Origin of the sequence: Erwinia sp. E_sp_B01_1, assembly GCF_036865545.1 — a bacterium.
Classification (GTDB): Bacteria; Pseudomonadota; Gammaproteobacteria; order Enterobacterales; family Enterobacteriaceae; genus Erwinia.
In genome coordinates this window covers 3,087,592-3,106,049 of the sequence record NZ_CP142208.1, presented here as the reverse complement: position 1 = coordinate 3,106,049, position 18,458 = coordinate 3,087,592, and the positions used below count along the sequence as shown (strand labels likewise).

The following is an 18,458-nucleotide window of genomic DNA, read 5'->3' as shown; positions in this document are numbered from 1 at the left end:
TCAGGATCCTTTCTTATGGGGGGAGAGGTCAGCAATGCTTACCGGTTGCAGCTTGAGATCTTCGTTATGACGGCTGATTTCGTCGCGGTAGTCATAACGCGCGCCCGGAAAGCCGAGCATCTTCCAGGAGACCATCTCTTTGTTGCCGCCATAAATGGGGTCGGCGAAGAAACCTTCCATCGCGTTGATCAGTACCTGAGCGAAAAAAGTGGCGCTGTCATAGCCCTCCAGCGCAATCTTCCCTTCCTCCAGGCCGTGAAGGATTTCGTCCTGCCGATCGGCGGGCAGATCTTTAAACAGTTTCTGATGGGTGGACTGGGTGTATTTGTTCAGGGCCGCAATACCGAGGCGGTAACGCTGTCGGGGAACCAGTGGGGATTGATCGCCCTGTTCCGGAACGCCCTGCTCAAAGGGGCCTTCCATATAGAGACGTTCAAAAGTGCCGTAAAAGCCGTGTAGCTGCCGGTCAATAAACACCGTGCAGCCTGCCTCTTTGCCACCCATGCTCAGTTCATCAGCCGGGATCAACCGGTCAACGATGGCATCAAGGGTCTCTGCTTCCTCCTGGGTCAAAAAGAGCAGGCCCTGATTATCAAAACTTTCAGGCGGGTTATCTGAAAAAGGGGTCCAGCCGGGGGTGCCGGTCAGAGTGACAGCTTTGGCCATGCCGGTAGCAGTTGCGGCAATCGCTCCGGTCGACCAGGTCAAAACCTGCCGCCGCGTCACGCCGGGCTGCGTTGGAGTGGGTTTGCGCATAAAGCTTCCTGTTATTCCAGTTTGTAAAGTTACACCAAAATTTTGTAAAAATATGAACAAGACGAGAGTATTATGTATAACAGGTGTTGTTGTTTTGTTAATAAGTGTTATTCCATAAAATATGTAAGGAATTTCTCAGCAAAAAATCAGGCCAGAATCAATGACGGTGCATTTTTCGATCGGGTATCATGCCCAGCTTCATTTATCGTCAGGAGATCGCTTTGCGCCCGGACAAGCCGTTATCGGCCTTCGAATTTACCCTTTACCGTAACTACCGCACGGTGCATGGCATCCGTATAGCGCTGGCCTTTGTGCTGACGTTTCTGCTGGTGCGCCTGCTGGATATCCCGGAAGGGAGCTGGCCGCTGATTACGCTGGTGGTGGTGATGGGGCCGATCTCCTCCTGGGGCAACGTTTTCCCTCGTGCGGTTCAGCGAATTGGCGGCACCATTTTTGGCTCGGTGTCGGGGCTGATCGCCCTGAAGCTTGAACTGATCTCACTGCCGGTCATGCTTGCCTGGTGTACGGTGGTGATGTTCCTGTGCGGGTTCCTGACGCTGGGTAAACATCCCTATATGGCGTTGCTGATCGGGATTACCCTGGCGGTGATTTGCGGTGCGCCTCCCGGTGATATGGTCACGGCGTTATGGCGGGGAGGCGACGTGATTCTGGGGTCCTTACTGGCGTTGCTCTTCTCCAGCATCTACCCGCAGAAGGCCTATACCCACTGGCGGATCAAACTGTCGGATTCGCTGCTGGAAACCGCCAAAATCTACCATGCCGGTTTCTCACCTAATCTGGTGGAGAAACCCCGTCTGACGCGCCCTTTACAGCGGCTGTTAACCGGCGTGGTGAAAATGCGTGCGCTGATTGAACCCTCCAGTAAGGAGACCAAAATTCCGCGCTCGGTATTTGAAGGGATCCAGACGCTGAACCGCAATATGGTCTGTACTCTTGAGTTACAGCTCAACGCATGGTGGACCCGGCGGGAAAGCCATCTGATTATGCTGAACGCACCGGCTCTGCGGCGAACCCAGGAAATGACAGAAAACACCCTGCGCCAGCTGTCGAAAGCGATCGTCGAAGGTAACACGGAGAAAATCGCCGCCAACAGCGGTGAGCTGGCGGAAATCAGCCGGGAGCTGCGGCAACTGATCAAAGAATCCAACAGCGACGAATGGGTGGAAACACCGATCCACGGCTACGTCTGGCTGAGCCTGGAGATGGCGGGGCAGCTTGAAAGGCTCTCCGATCTGATGCGGCTGGTGCTACGTAAATAAGCGATTTGCAACAACTTACTGCGGGAATCAGTGGTTCGCGCTAAGATAGGCCCCAGTCTACAATTTGAAAATTGCCTTCGGCTGCGGTGTGCCGCTAAGCTGAGCGCTACGATAATGACGCCTGTGCGAACAGGCCTAAACGAAAGGTGTCTTCATGGAAAATGCTAAGCAATCATTTCAGGACGTGCTGGAGTTCGTGCGTATGTTCCGTCGTAAGAACAAGCTGCAGCGCGAGATTCACGACAACGAAAAGAAAATTCGTGATAACCAGAAGCGCGTCCTGCTGCTCGATAACCTCAGCGAATACATCAAACCGGGCATGAGCGTCGAAGCCATCCAGGAGATCATTGGCAGCATGCGCAGCGATTACGAAGATCGCGTTGATGACTACATCATCAAAAATGCCGATCTCTCGAAAGAGCGTCGCGACCTCTCCAAAAAACTGAAATCAATGGGCGAGCCAAAACCTCAGTAAGGCCATTGAACTGAATACCTGAAGGGCGATCACCGATCGCCCTTTTTCACGTCTGCACGATCCTGAAACCGCCTTTTTGTGCAGCGTGAAGAAAAAGACTTTGCATATTTGTCAGGCTTTTACCATCATCAATTAAGCCTACTTACCTCTTTCCAGTTGGAACAATCTTGCAAAACTTCAGGGTCACTCTGCAGCAGGCGATCAGGCAGACGGCGTGGTATCCCAAAAGGCGTTCCTACCGGGTTTTATTCTGGCGTGAGATCACTCCGCTGGCGGTGCCGATATTCTTCGAGAACCTTTGTGTCCTGCTGATGGGGGTGCTCAGCACCTTCCTGGTCAGCTGGTTAGGCAAGGAGGCGATGGCCGGCGTCGGGCTGGCAGACAGCTTCAACATGGTCATTATCTCCTTCTTTGCCGCTATCGACCTTGGCACCACGGTGGTGGTGGCTTTCAGTCTCGGTAAACTCAATCGCGAAAGGGCCGAAGCTGCCGCCAGACAGTCACTGGTGCTGATGACGGTATTTGCCGTGCTGCTTGCGCTACTGATCGAGTTTTTCGGCGAGCAGATTATCGATGTCATCGCTGGCAGTGCTGAACCCGAGGTAAAAACCCTGGCGCTGAGTTATCTCACCATCAGTGCCTGGAGCTATCCCGCGGCGGCAATCGCGCTGATTGGCTGCGGCGCGCTGCGGGGGGCAGGTAATACCAAAATTCCAATGTTGATCAACGGCGGAATGAACATACTGAATATCGTCATCAGCACCGTGCTGATTTATGGCTGCCTCGGCTGGAAAGGGCTGGGTTTCGACGGTGCGGCAATAGGGTTAACCGTCACCCGTTATATTGGTGCGGTGGCGGTGATCTACGTGCTGATGACGGGCTTCAATCCCCGTTTAAAAATCACCCTGAAAAGCTACTTCACGCGTTTAAATACCAGCATTTTGATGGAAGTGCTGGGTATTGGCGTGCCCGCGAGCATTGAATCGGTGCTGTTTAACGGTGGGAAACTGCTGACGCAAATCTTTGTGGCAGGGATGGGAACCGACGTGATTGCCGGTAACTTTATCGCCTTCTCCATCGCCTCGATGATTAACCTGCCGGGCAACTCGCTGGGGTCTGCCGCGACGATCATCGTGGGTACCCGCCTGGGTAAAGGTCAGTTGTTGCAGCCGGAACGCCAGCTCAGGCATATCTTCTGGCTCTCCACCATTGGCCTGTGTGCGCTGGCCGCGATTACGGTGCCCTTTGCCGGCATCCTGGCCGCGTTCTACACCAGCGAAGATGATGTTATCCATGTGGTGAAAATTCTGGTGTGGCTTAACGCGGCATTTATGCCTTTCTGGGCTGCCTCCTGGGTGTTACCTGCCGGCCTGAAAGGCGCGCGGGATGCGAGATTCACCATGTGGGTTTCGCTGCTGGGCATGTGGGGCTGCCGGATAGTCGCCGGCTACACCCTGGGCGTGCTGCTCGGCTTTGGCGTGGTGGGGATCTGGCTGGGGATGTTCCTGGACTGGATAGTGCGGGGGCTCTTCTTCTTCCGCCGCCTTAATAGTGGCCGTTGGCTGTGGAAATACCGCAAAAGTCCGTCATCTTAATCAGGAATAGTTATGCGTTCTTCTTCACCTGCAGGGACAGAGTCCCTGCTGCAACATCGCTCGTTTGTCGCTTTCTGGCTGGCCCGCACCACCTCCAGCTTTGGCTTTCAGATGCTCTCTATCGCCGTGGGCTGGCAGATTTATTCCATCACCGGGCGCGCATGGGATCTGGGCCTGATTGGCCTGGTCCAGTTTCTGCCTGCGGTGCTGCTGGCCTTACCCGCTGGCCACGTTGCCGACCAGTTTGACCGCCGCCGCGTGGTGCTGTTCGGGCAGGTTACCGAGTGCCTCGCCATTGCCTTGCTGGCAGGGCTGACGCTGGCTCATCTTACTGATGAAGTGATGATCCTTGGGCTGATTTTCATTATCTCTGTCGCCAGAACCCTGGAAGCGCCTTCGCTACAGTCAATGCTTCCGGCGCTGGTGCCTCCCTCCATGCTGGCAAGAGCCACAGCTGCCAACGGTGCATCGATGCAGACGGCCTCGATGCTGGGTCCGGCGCTGGGCGGTTTTCTTTATGTTGCCGGGCCTGGCGTGGTGTATGCCACCACGGGCGTGCTCTATCTGATTTCGATCGTTATGGTCAGCCGCCTGCGTTATGAACATGCCCCGCCGAAACGCACGCCAGCGACCTTTGCCAGCGTCTTTGCCGGGGTAAAATTTATCCGTAATCGCCCCGATGTGCTGGGAGTGATTTCACTGGATCTGTTTGCTGTGCTGCTTGGCGGAGCCACGGCACTGCTGCCGATTTTTGCCAAAGATATCCTGCATACCGGGCCGTGGGGGCTGGGTTTACTGCGCGGTGCGCCAGCGGTGGGCGGCCTGCTGGTCGGTTTCTGGCTCAGCCGTCGCTCGCTTGAGCGCAACGTCGGGATGATTATGTTCGGCTCCGTGGCTGGCTTTGGCGTGGCTACGCTAATCTTTGCTCTCTCTGAACAGTTGTGGCTGTCGATTGTGGCGCTGTTTGCACTGGGCGGATTCGATATGGTCAGCGTGGTGATCCGTGGATCGCTGGTACAGCTGGATACGCCGGATGAGATGCGGGGACGGGTCAGCGCGGTCAACTCCATCTTTATCAATACCTCTAATCAACTCGGCGAGTTTGAGTCCGGCATGCTGGCCGCCTGGCTGGGGGCGGCTCCGGCGGCGGCAGTCGGCGGCATTGGTACCCTGATTGTGGTTGGCTTGTGGATGGCCTGGTTCCCTGGCTTACGTCGACGCCAGCGGTTGCACAACGGCTGATAAAGGGGACCTGTCTGACGGCTCTGTAAGGAAAGGGGAGGGGATGCGAGTAATTTCATCTTTTAAATGATAATTATTATCGCTATATTGCCGGGGTGATAACCGCCGAGGCGGCGACCCTTTTTCTCACAGGAGCAATAATATGGCCGCGGGCTATCGTATTTTTAATGTCACGCTGAAACAGCGTATTCAGGTCACACCCTCATTATTGCGCTGTGTTTTTACCGGTGACGATGTGGCTGAGATGAAACTTGAATCCCCCGATCAGCGCATAAAATTACTGTTTGCTGGTGAGGATGGTTCCTGCAAAACAATGCCGGTCAGCGATGGCTGGTATCAGGATTTTCTGGCGCTGCCTAAAGAGCAACGTCCGGTGATGCGCACCTATACCCTGCGTGCATTGCGTCAGGAAGCGAAAGAAGCGGATGTGGAATTTGTGCTGCACGGTGAAACCGGCCCCGCCTCACGCTGGGCGATGCACGCCACCCCGGGGACAAAAATGCAGATAGTTGCCCCTAACGGTGCCTCGCTGGAAGACAGCGGGGGCTATGAGTGGATCTGGCATGAAGGCATCAGGCAGGCGCTGCTGATTGCCGATGAAACGGCGGTGCCTGCCGCAGTGGGCATTCTTGAACAACTGGCGAAGTTGCCCGCGCCGCCAGAAGTGCAGGCTTTTTTTGAAGTACCGCAGCTGGCTGATGCCCAGACTGGCGATTTCCCCTTTGCCGAAATTCACTGGCTGGGGCGTGACGATCGTGCTCCTCACGGGGAAAGGCTGCTGGCAGCGATCAGAGAAAATCTGGCCCTTCCGGACTGCGCCCGCGTGGCGGAGCAGTCTCTGGAGGAGAAAAGTTTGGCCGAAGACACTATCTGGGAGCGGGCGGAAGGTAAACATGCTTTCAGTGCCTGGGTTGCGGCGGAATCCGGCGTGGTCAAAAAAGTGCGTCACTGCCTGATTGATGAGTACCAGCTTGACCGTGAAGTGGTGAACTTTATGGCTTACTGGACCCAGGGGCGGGGCCGCTGAGTCTGGTTAGTGAACTGATGAGTCTGAGGTGAGGCATACATCAGACAAGCCAGGTCCGTGCTGTACAGACTGATTACCTTTATGAACTGGAAGAGTATGCGAGCGAACCTCCGCTGGAAAAACTTGCCGCCCTGAGCTTTGCCGTGGGCGGATTGCAATATCTGCTGGCTGAGAAAGTCGCCGCGCTGGCCTGGTCGCAGCCTGCCTATCTTTACAGCCGGAATTACATCAGCGATCTGGGCATTCCCCACTGCGGCGTTATTGCAGATGGCCGGGAGATTTGCTCCCCCTTGCATGCGGTAATGAACGCAGGGTTTGCAGTTGAAGGGCTGCTGTTCTTTATCGCCTGCCTGTTGATGCGTCCGCTGTTCAGCGGGGCAGGGAGAAACCTGTTCCTGTTCACTGGCCTGCTGCACGGTATGGGCGGCGTAATGATTGCGCTGTACCACAGCGGTACGGCAGCCAGCGGGTTTACGCTTCATCAGGCTGGGGCCGTGATGGCGATAGGCGGCGGCAATTTGTGCCTGATTACCGTGGGCGGCTTATTGCGAAACAGCAATGGCGCGAAAGCATACAGCCGGTTAAGCCTGATACTGGGCTGTTTGGGTTTGCTCAGCATGGTCGCCATCCCGCTCGATCTGTTGCCAACAGGGATCGTGGAGCGGGCTTCGGTTTACCCCATTACTTTCTGGCAGATTTTAACCGGATTTCTGCTGCTGAGCGTCAGAAACGTGGCCGTTCTGTCCGAAACCCCATCCCGATAATCCAGCCGAAAACGTAGGGCAGGAAGGGGAAACGCCTGACCAGGCCTGGGATCGGGCTGCCCCGGCTCTCCTTACGCTTTTTACCACTCATCTTGATTTGAATAAACTGGGTAGCGCAGGTCGGAAACTGTCGCCGTTTCTGCACTTTTTTCAGCTGGCGCAGGGTTAGCTTGCCTTTCAGTAAAGGCGTCGCCAGCAGGTTAGCGGTGGCAACCGCATCCTGAATCGCCAGATTCACGCCAACCCCACCAATGGGTGACATAGCGTGGGCGGCATCGCCAATGCAGAGCAGGCCTTCTCTGGCCCAGTTATCCAGCCGGTCAATACGGATGACCAGCAGCTTAAAGTCATCCCATTCGGCCAGCTCATCCAACCGCTCCGCCGGAAAGGGAGCCACGGCAGCAACCTGATCTTTCAGCAGCGGCAAACCCCTGTCGATCATCGCCGGATATTCATCTTTCGGAATTGAAAGGCCACACTGCCAGAAATCCCCCCGATCTATCATAATGAAATTCTGCTTCGGCCCCTGATGGCCGGAACTCCATTCAGGATCTTCCGGGCGCTTTACCAGCCGGAACCACAGAACATCGCGCGGCGAACCAAACGCCCGTCCGCTAAGACCTGCCTCCTCACGAACCTGAGAACGTCGGCCATCGGCTCCAACGACCAGCTGAGCACGGATTTCAATTTGAGTATCGCCACCAGTAGCCCGTACTCCACAGACCTGGTCATTTCTGCTGTCACCCAGGGATGCACGGACCACACTCTCTTTTTTACCGTTGAGATCGTCTGAGAAGGGATGGACTTCACTGCCCTTGTCCTGCTGATAAATCAGGCTGTCGAAGCGGGTCGATTTTAGCAGGGTAAAGTTTGGTAGCGCGGCAGCTTTGGCCGCCATGAAATTCAGGAAATCCCACTGCGGCATAAATGCAATAAACCGGCACTTCACCGGCAGCCGGGAGAAATCGGCCAGCGTCACTGTTTCACCCCCCGCCTCTGACTGAAGCTTCTCTGCCCGTTGATGGGGAAGGGTAAGAAATTCATCCAGTAATCCCAGATGATGCAGGATTTGCAGCGTGGAGGGGTGAATGGTATCGCCCCGAAAATCCCGGAGAAAATCAGCGTGTTTCTCCAACACCACCACGCGAACACCTGCCAGCGCCAGCAGATAGCCCAGCATCAACCCCGCCGGGCCGCCGCCAGCAATACAGCAATCAGTGGAAATTTTTTCAGGTGATGCCGTCTGCATATCAGGGGCCCCATAATCATCAAAAGTGAATGTATGATAATAGTTCTCATTTGAAGTGTTTGCCGGAGAATTTATGGGGGGCGGGAAGGGAGAACGCGAAACATTCCTGTCAGGAAAATAGCATTTATTAAGAGCCGGCAGAATGAGTAATAATGCACTTCCCTGCTCTAATGGTAAGTCTGTTTATAACGGCTTCACACTATAATTTCAGCTGGCTTCCTAAGATAATATCTGCTTCCTGAAGCGTGACGTCCAGTCCCGCTGAAGGGGTGAAGGTCAGTTCGCCAAAAATAACGTCACCGTTCAGAAGGTAAAAGTCAGCCCGGACGAATTTAAAGTCAGACGCTAACTTAATAGCATAGCTTCTCATTTTTTTGAAACCTTCCGGCATCTTTGGGTAACTATTTTTATCTATTAATTCAATGGTATCCTCGAAAGGAAGCGGGTTCCAGTTCATATCAAAATAATAAAATTTTGGTGTGCCTTTCTCTCGTCCAGAGCAAACCATTACCGCATAGGGTTTTCCGTTAAAACAATAAAATTTATAGTCTTCAGGAAAACCACCCTGCTCATTTTCAATGTATTTTTCACATAAGATTTTTCGTTCAATTTTTTTATACTGTGGTTCAATAAAAAGCGTGGAGAAATCCTGATTTAACCATTTGTTCAGTTTTTTGTTGGTTTTTTCAATGTCTAAGGCTGCTTTATCATCGCAAATTATGTTATAGCCTGCGCCGTGGTTGCATTTAAGCGCAAACTTTTCAGGTAATGCATCATAGTCAATGTCCTGAGGGTCATCGTACACGCCGTACAGTTCATTAAGGATCTCACCACAGCCTTTTGATGAAATGTATTCCCGGACCTTATATTTATCAGCGCATATAGTGTAAATATCATTACTGAATTCATTAAACTTAAGCCACTGAATTTTTTCATTGAAATTAGTGGGTTTTCTTAAGTCGAGTTTTCTCTTGAATTTAATAAAGTAGTGGGCTTTAGCACAGGACTGAGGGAAAACGTTGGCGCTGATTTGTAGGGCTAACTTAACTGTATTTTTTATCATTTTAATTTAAGCTCTCTTGGTTTAAAGATATTAAGGTGCATTTTGATGATGGTTTTATTTCTGAAGAAGTAATTAAGCAAGGTGCAGGATAGAATCTCTACAATCAAAAAACAGTATGCAGCCCCATTAATCCCAAAGGTATTAATCATTACCCAGGATAATGGTATGGTTAATATACAACACAACAACATCTTTTTAGCCAGGTAGGTATACCCGGATTCTTTTATCATATACCTGTAACAAATGGTCCCCAACGAAGAGAACATCGTTCCCATAATGATGAAAGGAATGATATTGACGGAAGCCATATAGTTATCGCCATATAATAAATGTATAAAGAAGTCGCCAAAAAGATAGAACCCTCCCAAAGCAATCAGGGAGAACATGATGACCAGTCGATTGACTTTAATAAGGAGTTTTTCAACGGTAATTTCATTTTTTTCACTGTATATCTTTGAGAAAAAACTGGTTATCAGCGCCAGGACAATAAATGACCAGGCGCCGCCCATGGTCAGAGCCACGCTATAAATACCCAGCGTTGAATAAGAAAGCACCTTAGCCAAAAAAATTCCAGATATCTGCGTATAAATGTCAGCTGATAAACTGGATAAAATTAAAGCTCCTCCGGTATAGAGCATATGTCGGTTATATAATCCAAATCCCTTGTTGTTTTCTTTTAGGGTGGTTGTGTTTTTGAAGTAAATCAGGCGCAGGATGTAAGGTACGAGAGGGATGATGATAATAGGTATTGTGAAGCAGTATACTGGCAACTTGAAGTAAGATATGCAGTATCGGATTGCCAGAGCTAAAAATAGCCCAATAACATTTGTTATGGTGTTTATTTTTGATTTTAGCTGAGTGTTATTGTAAATAGAAAAGTAGTCCATCACGATATAATATGTGGCAATACAGTTGGCAACGCCAAAGAGAAACACAATAAAATCAGTAAAGAGGTATAAATAAATTAACACTGCACTTGATGACAGAAGAAAGAAAATACGCCGTTGATGTTGAGTATGCATCGCCATTGCGATACCGGATTTTGCATTTTCACTCATGCGTTTGAATATGATACTCTGGCCGCCAAACCATGACAGTGTTTGCACAAATATAAAAAGCGAAGTTGAGATATTAATTTTACCAAAGTTATCAGGACCAACATACTTTGCCATAAGCGAATTAACATAGATCAAACCAATAATATTGATCGACTTTTCCAGCATGATCCATATTGCGTTAGAGTACATTTCATTTCTCACATGGACTTGATTTTGATGACAGGGTTATGTTTGATTCAGGATTTTCCTTCATAATCGCTGATTTTTTAAAAGTGAATGCTGTATAAATCGGGTAAGTGATTGTCGGTCTGAATAACCAGTCACCCTAATCCATTTGTACATACGTTCACTCATTCATACATTTAATTGCCCTGATCCATTCTTTTATTAAGTTTTACGATCATTTAATTGCGTTTTTATTGTGGCTGCTGGAATAAAAATAGTGAAGGTTTTTTTTAGTGAATCAGAATAGTTGCAAGACTTTTCGGGCAACTTATTAATAGTGTTTTATGGCCAGGGTAATTATCATGTAGTTCCACCTGTTTGAATAAATACAGAGGTTTACGCATCCTGCATGCCAGAGGGTTTTTCAGATCCAGATGATATTATTCCTTAAGCTGTATATTTCGCTTACTTATTACATTAACTGACTATTCATTCAGATCCAGATGATATTATTTTTTTATGTTGTATATATCGATTGCTGAGGGAATCAACTAACGTTTCAATAGCACCAGTACATTATTGAGTGCGCATTTGAGCTGTCATATTTCTACAGGAATAAGGGAATAGGTGTAGGCACCCTGAAGAAGGATATCTTTGCTGCGGAAAGAGGTCAAACGCCAGAAAGCAAAAAGCCCGCTCAGGTTTCCCTGAGCGGGCTTTTCTAAATATGGCTCCTCTGACTGGACTCGAACCAGTGACATACGGATTAACAGTCCGCCGTTCTACCGACTGAACTACAGAGGAATCGTTTGAACGGGGCGCATAGTATCCAGAGGGCCGGTGGATGTCAAAGCCTGTTTCCAACTTTTTAACTGACTGCTGAATAAAGCAGCATTTTGCTGCAAATTCCTCAGGTTGACCGCGTTTAACCGCCTGCGCGGCTTGCGAAACGCCCCGCATCACCGCTCCTCGTTTCAACATGCGTTACAACAACTTTCGTCAGAATGATCACGTTTATTTCATTTCAGGATTGTTACTGATGATTTTGAAATATACATTCCATGCATTCATCCCGCTAACCTGCAAGGAACTTCAATGGAAAAGGTCAGAATAGGACTGATTGGTACCGGCTATATCGGACGCTGTCACGCGATTGCTTATGCTCAGGCCTCCACGGTCTTTGCACTGAAAGGTGAAATCGTGCGTGAAATGGTGGCAGAGGTAACCCCCGAGGTGGCGAAGAAGCAGGCTGCTCTGTTGGGGTTCAACCGTTCCACCGGAGACTGGCGGGCGCTGGTGGCAGACCCGGATATCGACGTGGTGGACATCTGTGCGCCTAATTTCCTGCATAAGGAGATGGCGCTGGAGGCCATTCGTCATGGCAAACATGTCTATTCTGAAAAACCGCTGGCGCTGGATGTGGCTGATGCCGAAGAGATGACGCGAGCGGCAGAGGCTGCCGGAGTAAAAACACTGGTTGGCTTTAACTACATGAAAAATCCCACCAGCCAGCTGGCGAAAGAGATTATTGCCCGCGGTGAGATAGGCGAGGTGGTGCATTTTTATGGCACCCATAACGAAGATTATTTGGCTAATCCCACCACGCCGCTGGACTGGCACTGCCAGAAGGCGCTTGCCGGGCTGGGTGCATTAGGCGATTTGGGTGCGCATATCGTGAATATGGCTCATTACCTGGTGGGGAATATCAGCGAAGTTTCCGGCGATATGCTGACGGCGATCGGGCAGCGTCCAGACCCCAAAGATCCTTCCCGGCTTCGCGATGTGGAAAACGAAGATCAGGCCAGCGCGCTGCTGCGCTTTAGCTGTGGCGCGCATGGCGTGATTGAAACCTCACGCATTGCCTGTGGCAGTAAAATGGGGCTGACCTATGTCGTGACCGGCACCAAAGGGACGCTGCGTTACACCCAGGAGCGGATGGCCGAACTGGAGCTGTACATTCATGACGACCCGGCAGGGCGTCAGGGCTTTAAAACCCTTCTCACCGGCCCTGCGCACCCGGATTACGCCAACTTCTGTATTTCTGCCGGGCATGGCATTGGGTTCAACGACCAGAAAACCGTTGAGATCCGCGACCTGATTAACGGCATCGCCGCCGGTGATCCAATGTGGCCCGACTTTGCTGAAGGCTTGCAGGTTTCCAGAGTGCTGGAAGCGATAGCCGTCTCAGCGCTGGAACGCCGCTGGATGCCGGTGTAATCCTCAGCCAGGCTCCGTATGCCCGTTTTCAGTACGGCTGGCAGATAGTGGATTGCCAGCTCCCTCACACTGCTCAAAAATAATTGCTGATTGTGTTGATCCCTGCCGCAAATTTGCACCAGTGCAGTGCGCAGCCTGCTCCGGGTGCGGCTATGTTTACGATTCTGGCCGGTCCGGATACCGCGCGTCCCAGTCTGCCATGTGATGGCCGAACACCTCCTGACATTGCTGAAAGTGCGCCTGAACAGTGGCCCGGTAACGCTTGATTGCCTCCTGTAACCGCCGGTCACCGTAAGAAACAGGTGTTTTTCAACGTAGTGGCGGGATTTTTGCTTAATCATTACCAGCCGCTCGCGGCCTGCTCGCTTATCAGGTTAATAACCCCCATCAATGATGTTTCCAGCGCCGTTGTCTGGCGTTTGAATCTGAACAGTGCTGAGGAATACCGAATGTCTCTGAAATTGATCAAGTTACCCCTACAGGTTGTGATTGCAGGATGTTTAAGTACCGCGCTGTATGCTCATGCGGATGTGAAGATTGGCGTCGCCGGGCCGTTTACCGGGCCTAATGCGACTTACGGTGCACAGTATTGGAAAGGGGCTTCGCAGGCGGTGGCGGATATCAATGCCGCTGGCGGTATCAAGGGTGAGAAAATTGTACTGGTGCAGGGTGATGATGCCTGCGAACCCAAACAGGCTGTCTCAGTGGCAAACCGGCTGGTGGATGAATCTAAAGTCTCTGCCGTAGTCGGTCATTTCTGTTCATCTTCTACTATGCCAGCCTCCGAAGTGTATGACGAAGCGGGCGTGCTCACCATAACGCCCGGCTCCACTAACCCTAAAATCACCGAGCGGGGCATGAAAGATATGTTCCGCATGTGCGGCCGTGACGATCAGCAGGGCACGGTGGCGGCCAACTATATGCTTGACGTGCTGAAGGCGAAAAAAATCGCGGTGATCCACGACAAGGATACCTATGGCCAGGGCCTGGCTGATGCGACCAAAGCAGCACTGGAAAAACGCGGCACCAAAGAGGTGCTGTATGAGGGGCTGTCACGCGGTGAGAAAGACTTCAATGCGCTGGTCACCAAAATCGGTGCTCTGAAGCCTGATGTGGTCTATTTCGGCGGCTGTCATCCGGAAGCTGGCCCGCTGGTCCGTCAGATGCGTGAGCAGGGCGTGCAGGCGAAATTCTTCTCCGGTGACTGCATAGTGACTGAAGAGATGGTAACGGCTGCTGGCGGCCCGCAGTACACCAACGGCGTGCTGATGACCTTTGGTAACGATCCGCGCACCATCCCGGCCGGGAAATCAGTGATTGAGAAATTCCGTGCGGGCGGCTTTGAGCCTGAGGGCTACACCCTGTATGCCTATGCCTCTATCCAGGCGATTGCAGCAGCTTACAACGGCGCGGGCAAAGACAATGCCAAAGCCAGTGAGTGGCTGAAGTCCCACAGTGTGGACACGGTGATGGGGGCAAAATCCTGGGACGGAAAGGGCGATCTGAAAGTCTCGGATTACGTGGTTTACCAGTGGGATGACAAAGGCAAATATCACCAGCTTTGATCCTGGCCCATCGTCCTGCCTGACGGGCAGGACGTCGTATCCAAAAGCCAGCCACGGCATAACCGCCAGCGGCTGGCTTATCACTGCTGGGACGGTACACAATGGAAGCATTCTTTCTGCAACAGCTGATCAACGGGCTGACGCTGGGGGCGGTCTATGGTCTGATTGCCATCGGCTACACCATGGTTTACGGCATCATCGGCATGATCAACTTCGCCCACGGTGAAGTTTATATGATCTCCGCTTATCTCTGCGCAATCGGCCTCGCGCTGCTCTCGTACTTTGGCATTCACTCATTTCCGCTGCTGATCTTCGGCACGCTGATCTTCACTATCGTGGTCACCGGCGTGTATGGCTTTGCCATCGAGCGCATAGCTTACCGGCCCTTACGTAACTCAACCCGCCTCGCTCCGCTGATCTCAGCCATCGGCATGTCACTGATTTTGCAAAACTACGCTCAAATCAGCCAGGGGCCAAACCAGCAGGGGATCCCAACCTTGCTGACCGGCGTGCTGCGGTTTGAGGTCGGCGATGGTGTGGTACAGATTACCTGGACCAAAGTCTTTATCCTGGTCGCTGCGCTGGCGGGCATGTTGCTGCTGACGTGGATTATCCAGTACACCAGGCTGGGAAGGATTTGCCGTGCCACGCAGCAGGACAGGCGAATGGCCTCCATTCTTGGCATCAACACAGATCGGGTGATCTCAATTGTGTTCGTCATTGGCGCCTCTATGGCCGGGCTGGCCGGGGTGCTGGTGACCATGAACTACGGTACCTTTGATTTTTACGCCGGTTTTATTATTGGCATCAAAGCCTTCACTGCTGCCGTGCTGGGCGGGATAGGGTCATTACCGGGTGCGATGCTTGGCGGTCTGCTGTTGGGTATTGCCGAAGCGCAGTTCGCCGGGATGGTGAATTCCGATTACAAAGATGTGTTCTCGTTTTCGCTGCTGGTGGTGATCCTGATCTTCCGGCCACAAGGCTTACTGGGTCGACCTCTGGTCACCAAGGTGTAAGGAGTAAAAGATGACGGATGCTTCCCTGAAGCCGGGGCTGGATATCAAAAAAAGCCTGATCGATACGGTGTTAGCCGGGCTGATTGCGCTGGTGGTGTTTGGGCCAATCGTTGGCATAGTGTTAAAAGGCTACAGCTTTGAACTCTCCTGGCAGCGGGTGGCGGTGCTGGTGATGGTGGTGATGGCGGGCAGGCTGCTGCTGAGCCTGATGTTACAGAGCACGGCTGGCCGAAAGCTGGTCGCCCGTTTTGAGGGAGCAGATGACGGTGTTTACGTGCGGCCACCTGATTATCGTAGCCGGCTGCGCTGGATAATGCCTTTGCTGCTGGTGCTGGCGCTCATCTTTCCGTTTATGGCCACCAAGTATCTGCTGACCGTCGCTATCCTTGGGCTGATCTATGTGCTGCTCGGGCTGGGGCTGAATATTGTGGTGGGGCTTGCCGGGCTGCTGGACCTGGGCTACGTGGCGTTTTATGCCATTGGTGCTTACGGTCTGGCGCTTGGCTATCAGTATCTGGGGCTGGGATTTTGGGTGATGCTGCCACTGGGGGCAGTTCTGGCGGCGCTGGCCGGTGCGCTGCTGGGTTTTCCGGTGCTGCGGATGCACGGCGACTATCTGGCAATTGTTACCCTGGGATTTGGTGAAATCATCCGCCTGGTGTTGACCAACTGGGTGAGTTTCACCGGTGGCCCTAACGGTGTTTCAGTGCCCGCCCCGACCTTTTTCGGACTGGAGTTTGCGCGCCGTGCGAAGGAAGGCGGGGTGCCAGTCCACGAGTTTCTTAACACGACCTACAACCCTAACCTGAAATTTATCTTCATCTACACGATATTGGTGCTGGTAGTGCTGCTGGTGTTGTATATCAAACACCGCCTGACCCGGATGCCGATTGGCCGTGCCTGGGAAGCCCTGCGGGAGGATGAAATTGCCTGCCGGGCGATGGGGCTGAATCATGTGCTGGTCAAGCTTTCTGCGTTTATGCTTGGCGCATCCACGGCTGGTATTGCCGGGGTGTTTTTCGCCACTTATCAGGGGTTCGTCAATCCCACCTCCTTCACCTTCTTTGAGTCGGCACTGATTCTGGCGATTGTGGTGCTTGGTGGAATGGGCTCGACGCTGGGCGTGGTGCTGGCAGCATTTGTGCTGACCGTGGCACCGGAACTGTTACGCAGCTTTGCAGAATATCGCGTGCTGCTGTTTGGCGTACTGATGGTCCTGATGATGATCTGGCGACCCAGAGGGCTGGTGCGCACCAGCCGGGTTGGCGTCCCCACGCGAAAAGGGGTAGCACCATGAGCGACAGCATTCTCGAAGTAAAGCATCTGAAGATGCACTTTGGCGGTATCAAGGCGCTGAATGACGTCAATCTGGAGGTTGAGCGCGGCTCCATTACCGCACTGATTGGCCCGAACGGCGCAGGTAAAACCACGGTTTTTAACTGTCTGACCGGATTTTATCAGGCGACAGATGGCTCGATTTTGCTTAATGCCCAGTCCCGGATGACCGATGTGATTCAGGTGCTGGGCCAGAAAATCCGGCCTGGCGATCTCCTTAATCCTGCCCGGCTGGGTTCGCGTATCTGGTACAAAATGTTCGGCGGCACGCACCTGGTGAACCGGGCCGGGCTGGCGCGCACCTTCCAGAATATCCGCCTGTTTCGCGAGATGTCGGTGGTAGAGAATCTGCTGGTGGCGCAGCACATGCAGGCTAACCGCAATATGATCGCCGGAATACTGAACACGCCGGGCTACCGGAAAGCGGAGAATCAGGCGCTGGACCGGGTTTTCTACTGGCTGGAAGTGGTGGACCTGGTGGACTGCGCCAACCGGCTGGCTGGCACGCTCTCTTACGGTCAGCAGCGCAGGCTGGAGATAGCCCGCGCCATGTGTACCGGGCCGGAGATGATCTGCCTGGATGAGCCTGCCGCAGGCCTCAACCCGGTGGAAACTCAGGCGCTGAGCCGCATCGTCCGCTTTCTGCGGCAGACCCACGGCATAACGGTACTGCTGATCGAGCATGATATGGGCATGGTGATGGAGATTTCAGACCACGTAATCGTGCTGGATCACGGCGATGTGATTGCGCGCGGAACCCCCAGGGAGATCCAGAACAATGTCAGTGTGATCGCCGCCTATCTGGGTGCGGAAGAAGAGGAGATAGCCGAATGAGTCAGCCTCTGCTGGAATTCCGCGATGTGAACGTTTTTTATGGCCCCATCCAGGCGCTGAAGGCGATCTCTCTGACCGTTAATGAGGGCGAAACCGTGTCGCTGATTGGTGCAAACGGGGCCGGGAAATCGACCCTGCTGATGTCGATATTTGGTCAGCCGCGTATTGCCGCCGGGCAAATTCTCTACCGGGGCAGCGACATCAGCCACAAATCGACCCACTTTATTGCCAGCAATGGCATCGCTCAGGCGCCGGAAGGCCGCCGGATTTTCCCGGATATGACCGTGGAAGAGAATCTGTTGATGGGCACCATCCCGATTGGCAACCGTTACCAGAATGAGGATAAGGCCAGAATGTACGGGCTGTTTCCCCGCCTTGAAGAGCGGCGGAGCCAGCGGGCGATGACTCTCTCCGGTGGTGAACAGCAAATGCTGGCGATCGCCAGAGCACTGATGAGCCGCCCGGCCTTGCTGTTGCTGGACGAGCCCAGCCTGGGGCTGGCACCGATTGTGGTGAAGCAGATTTATCAGATCCTGCGGGAACTGACGCAGGGCGGTATGACGCTGTTTCTGGTGGAGCAAAATGCTAACCATGCGCTGAAACTCTCCGACCGGGCGTACGTCATGGTAAACGGGCAGATCCGCCTGAGCGGGACGGGCAGGGAGCTGCTGGTGAATCCGGAGGTGAGAAGCGCTTATCTGGGGGGCACCTGATCAGAGGCAGCAACATTCTGCTGCTGCCTCTGACTGCTGACAAAGCCCGAAGCGATGGGAGCCTGCACTATGTCAGAAATCTGAAGCAGCAGCCTTACTGTTGC

General features: G+C 52.8%; 16 protein-coding genes and 1 tRNA gene. 12 read left to right on the top strand and 5 right to left on the bottom strand.

All coding sequences use genetic code 11. The annotated features are described in order from the left end of the window. Complete coding sequence (locus VRC33_RS14725) at positions 1-756, bottom strand: gluconate 2-dehydrogenase subunit 3 family protein (protein ID WP_338557052.1); 756 nt, start codon at positions 754-756, stop codon at positions 1-3. 221 nt (positions 757-977) lie between these two features. Between VRC33_RS14725 and VRC33_RS14720 the strand changes: the two genes are divergently transcribed. From VRC33_RS14720 to VRC33_RS14695, 6 genes are all read left to right on the top strand, one after another. Continuing rightward, a complete protein-coding gene (locus VRC33_RS14720; RefSeq protein WP_338564304.1) occupies positions 978-2,036 on the top strand; it encodes an FUSC family protein in 1,059 nt (352 codons plus the stop codon). 154 nt (positions 2,037-2,190) lie between these two features. Beyond that, positions 2,191-2,511 carry a DUF496 family protein gene (locus VRC33_RS14715; RefSeq protein ID WP_338557050.1) on the top strand — a complete coding sequence of 107 codons (321 nt, stop codon included), beginning with the start codon at positions 2,191-2,193 and terminating at the stop codon, positions 2,509-2,511. Between the two features lie 167 nt (positions 2,512-2,678). Beyond that, the gene (locus VRC33_RS14710) at positions 2,679-4,106 is read left to right on the top strand and encodes an EmmdR/YeeO family multidrug/toxin efflux MATE transporter (RefSeq protein ID WP_338557048.1); all 1,428 of its coding nucleotides are present in this window, start codon (positions 2,679-2,681) and stop codon (positions 4,104-4,106) included. A 12-nt stretch (positions 4,107-4,118) separates the two neighbouring features. Further along, positions 4,119-5,348: an MFS transporter gene (locus VRC33_RS14705; RefSeq protein WP_338557046.1), complete on the top strand. Its 1,230-nt coding sequence runs from the start codon at positions 4,119-4,121 to the stop codon at positions 5,346-5,348. A 142-nt stretch (positions 5,349-5,490) separates the two neighbouring features. Then, entirely contained in the window at positions 5,491-6,375 is an 885-nt protein-coding gene (locus VRC33_RS14700) for a siderophore-interacting protein (RefSeq protein ID WP_338564488.1), read from the top strand. A gap of 143 nt (positions 6,376-6,518) precedes the next feature. Beyond that, positions 6,519-7,139, top strand: coding sequence for a DUF998 domain-containing protein (locus VRC33_RS14695; RefSeq protein ID WP_338557045.1), 621 nt, complete (start codon positions 6,519-6,521; stop codon positions 7,137-7,139). Here the strand turns inward: VRC33_RS14695 and VRC33_RS14690 are convergent. From VRC33_RS14690 to VRC33_RS14675, 4 genes are all read right to left on the bottom strand, one after another. After that, complete coding sequence (locus tag VRC33_RS14690) at positions 7,099-8,388, bottom strand: FAD-dependent oxidoreductase (protein ID WP_338557043.1); 1,290 nt, start codon at positions 8,386-8,388, stop codon at positions 7,099-7,101. The two genes, VRC33_RS14695 and VRC33_RS14690, sit on opposite strands and share 41 nt — an antisense overlap. A gap of 199 nt (positions 8,389-8,587) precedes the next feature. Further along, positions 8,588-9,451: an ATP-grasp fold amidoligase family protein gene (locus VRC33_RS14685; RefSeq protein WP_338557042.1), complete on the bottom strand. Its 864-nt coding sequence runs from the start codon at positions 9,449-9,451 to the stop codon at positions 8,588-8,590. Continuing rightward, complete coding sequence (locus tag VRC33_RS14680; RefSeq protein ID WP_338557040.1) at positions 9,448-10,698, bottom strand: polysaccharide biosynthesis C-terminal domain-containing protein; 1,251 nt, start codon at positions 10,696-10,698, stop codon at positions 9,448-9,450. Before VRC33_RS14680 ends, VRC33_RS14685 begins: the two co-directional genes overlap by 4 nt. Positions 10,699-11,402: 704 nt before the next feature. Continuing rightward, positions 11,403-11,478, bottom strand: a tRNA-Asn gene (locus tag VRC33_RS14675). A gap of 291 nt (positions 11,479-11,769) precedes the next feature. Between VRC33_RS14675 and VRC33_RS14670 the strand changes: the two genes are divergently transcribed. The 6 genes from VRC33_RS14670 to VRC33_RS14645 all read left to right on the top strand — a co-directional run bounded on the left by VRC33_RS14670 (position 11,770) and on the right by VRC33_RS14645 (position 18,354). After that, positions 11,770-12,891: a Gfo/Idh/MocA family oxidoreductase gene (locus VRC33_RS14670; RefSeq protein ID WP_338557038.1), complete on the top strand. Its 1,122-nt coding sequence runs from the start codon at positions 11,770-11,772 to the stop codon at positions 12,889-12,891. A gap of 449 nt (positions 12,892-13,340) precedes the next feature. Next, positions 13,341-14,456, top strand: coding sequence for a branched-chain amino acid ABC transporter substrate-binding protein (locus VRC33_RS14665; protein ID WP_338557036.1), 1,116 nt, complete (start codon positions 13,341-13,343; stop codon positions 14,454-14,456). A 101-nt stretch (positions 14,457-14,557) separates the two neighbouring features. Further along, positions 14,558-15,472 (top strand): branched-chain amino acid ABC transporter permease LivH, encoded by a 915-nt coding sequence (locus VRC33_RS14660; RefSeq protein WP_338557034.1) that lies wholly within the window; start codon positions 14,558-14,560, stop codon positions 15,470-15,472. A 10-nt stretch (positions 15,473-15,482) separates the two neighbouring features. After that, positions 15,483-16,769: a high-affinity branched-chain amino acid ABC transporter permease LivM gene (gene livM, locus VRC33_RS14655; protein ID WP_338576752.1), complete on the top strand. Its 1,287-nt coding sequence runs from the start codon at positions 15,483-15,485 to the stop codon at positions 16,767-16,769. After that, positions 16,766-17,641, top strand: coding sequence for an ATP-binding cassette domain-containing protein (locus VRC33_RS14650; RefSeq protein WP_338557032.1), 876 nt, complete (start codon positions 16,766-16,768; stop codon positions 17,639-17,641). Before livM ends, VRC33_RS14650 begins: the two co-directional genes overlap by 4 nt. After that, entirely contained in the window at positions 17,638-18,354 is a 717-nt protein-coding gene (locus VRC33_RS14645) for an ABC transporter ATP-binding protein (RefSeq protein ID WP_338557030.1), read from the top strand. The genes VRC33_RS14650 and VRC33_RS14645 overlap by 4 nt, the downstream gene beginning before the upstream one ends. The last annotated feature ends 104 nt before the right edge of the window (positions 18,355-18,458 follow it).

Coding starts and splice junctions, on each gene's coding strand:
- VRC33_RS14725 (WP_338557052.1), bottom strand. CDS start 756: ATGCGCAAACCCACTCCAACGCAGCCCGGCGTGACGCGGCGGCAGGTT.
- VRC33_RS14715 (WP_338557050.1), top strand. CDS start 2,191: ATGGAAAATGCTAAGCAATCATTTCAGGACGTGCTGGAGTTCGTGCGT.
- VRC33_RS14705 (WP_338557046.1), top strand. CDS start 4,119: ATGCGTTCTTCTTCACCTGCAGGGACAGAGTCCCTGCTGCAACATCGC.
- VRC33_RS14700 (WP_338564488.1), top strand. CDS start 5,491: ATGGCCGCGGGCTATCGTATTTTTAATGTCACGCTGAAACAGCGTATT.
- VRC33_RS14690 (WP_338557043.1), bottom strand. CDS start 8,388: ATGCAGACGGCATCACCTGAAAAAATTTCCACTGATTGCTGTATTGCT.
- VRC33_RS14685 (WP_338557042.1), bottom strand. CDS start 9,451: ATGATAAAAAATACAGTTAAGTTAGCCCTACAAATCAGCGCCAACGTT.
- VRC33_RS14680 (WP_338557040.1), bottom strand. CDS start 10,698: ATGTACTCTAACGCAATATGGATCATGCTGGAAAAGTCGATCAATATT.
- VRC33_RS14670 (WP_338557038.1), top strand. CDS start 11,770: ATGGAAAAGGTCAGAATAGGACTGATTGGTACCGGCTATATCGGACGC.
- VRC33_RS14665 (WP_338557036.1), top strand. CDS start 13,341: ATGTCTCTGAAATTGATCAAGTTACCCCTACAGGTTGTGATTGCAGGA.
- VRC33_RS14660 (WP_338557034.1), top strand. CDS start 14,558: ATGGAAGCATTCTTTCTGCAACAGCTGATCAACGGGCTGACGCTGGGG.
- livM (WP_338576752.1), top strand. CDS start 15,483: ATGACGGATGCTTCCCTGAAGCCGGGGCTGGATATCAAAAAAAGCCTG.
- VRC33_RS14650 (WP_338557032.1), top strand. CDS start 16,766: ATGAGCGACAGCATTCTCGAAGTAAAGCATCTGAAGATGCACTTTGGC.
- VRC33_RS14645 (WP_338557030.1), top strand. CDS start 17,638: ATGAGTCAGCCTCTGCTGGAATTCCGCGATGTGAACGTTTTTTATGGC.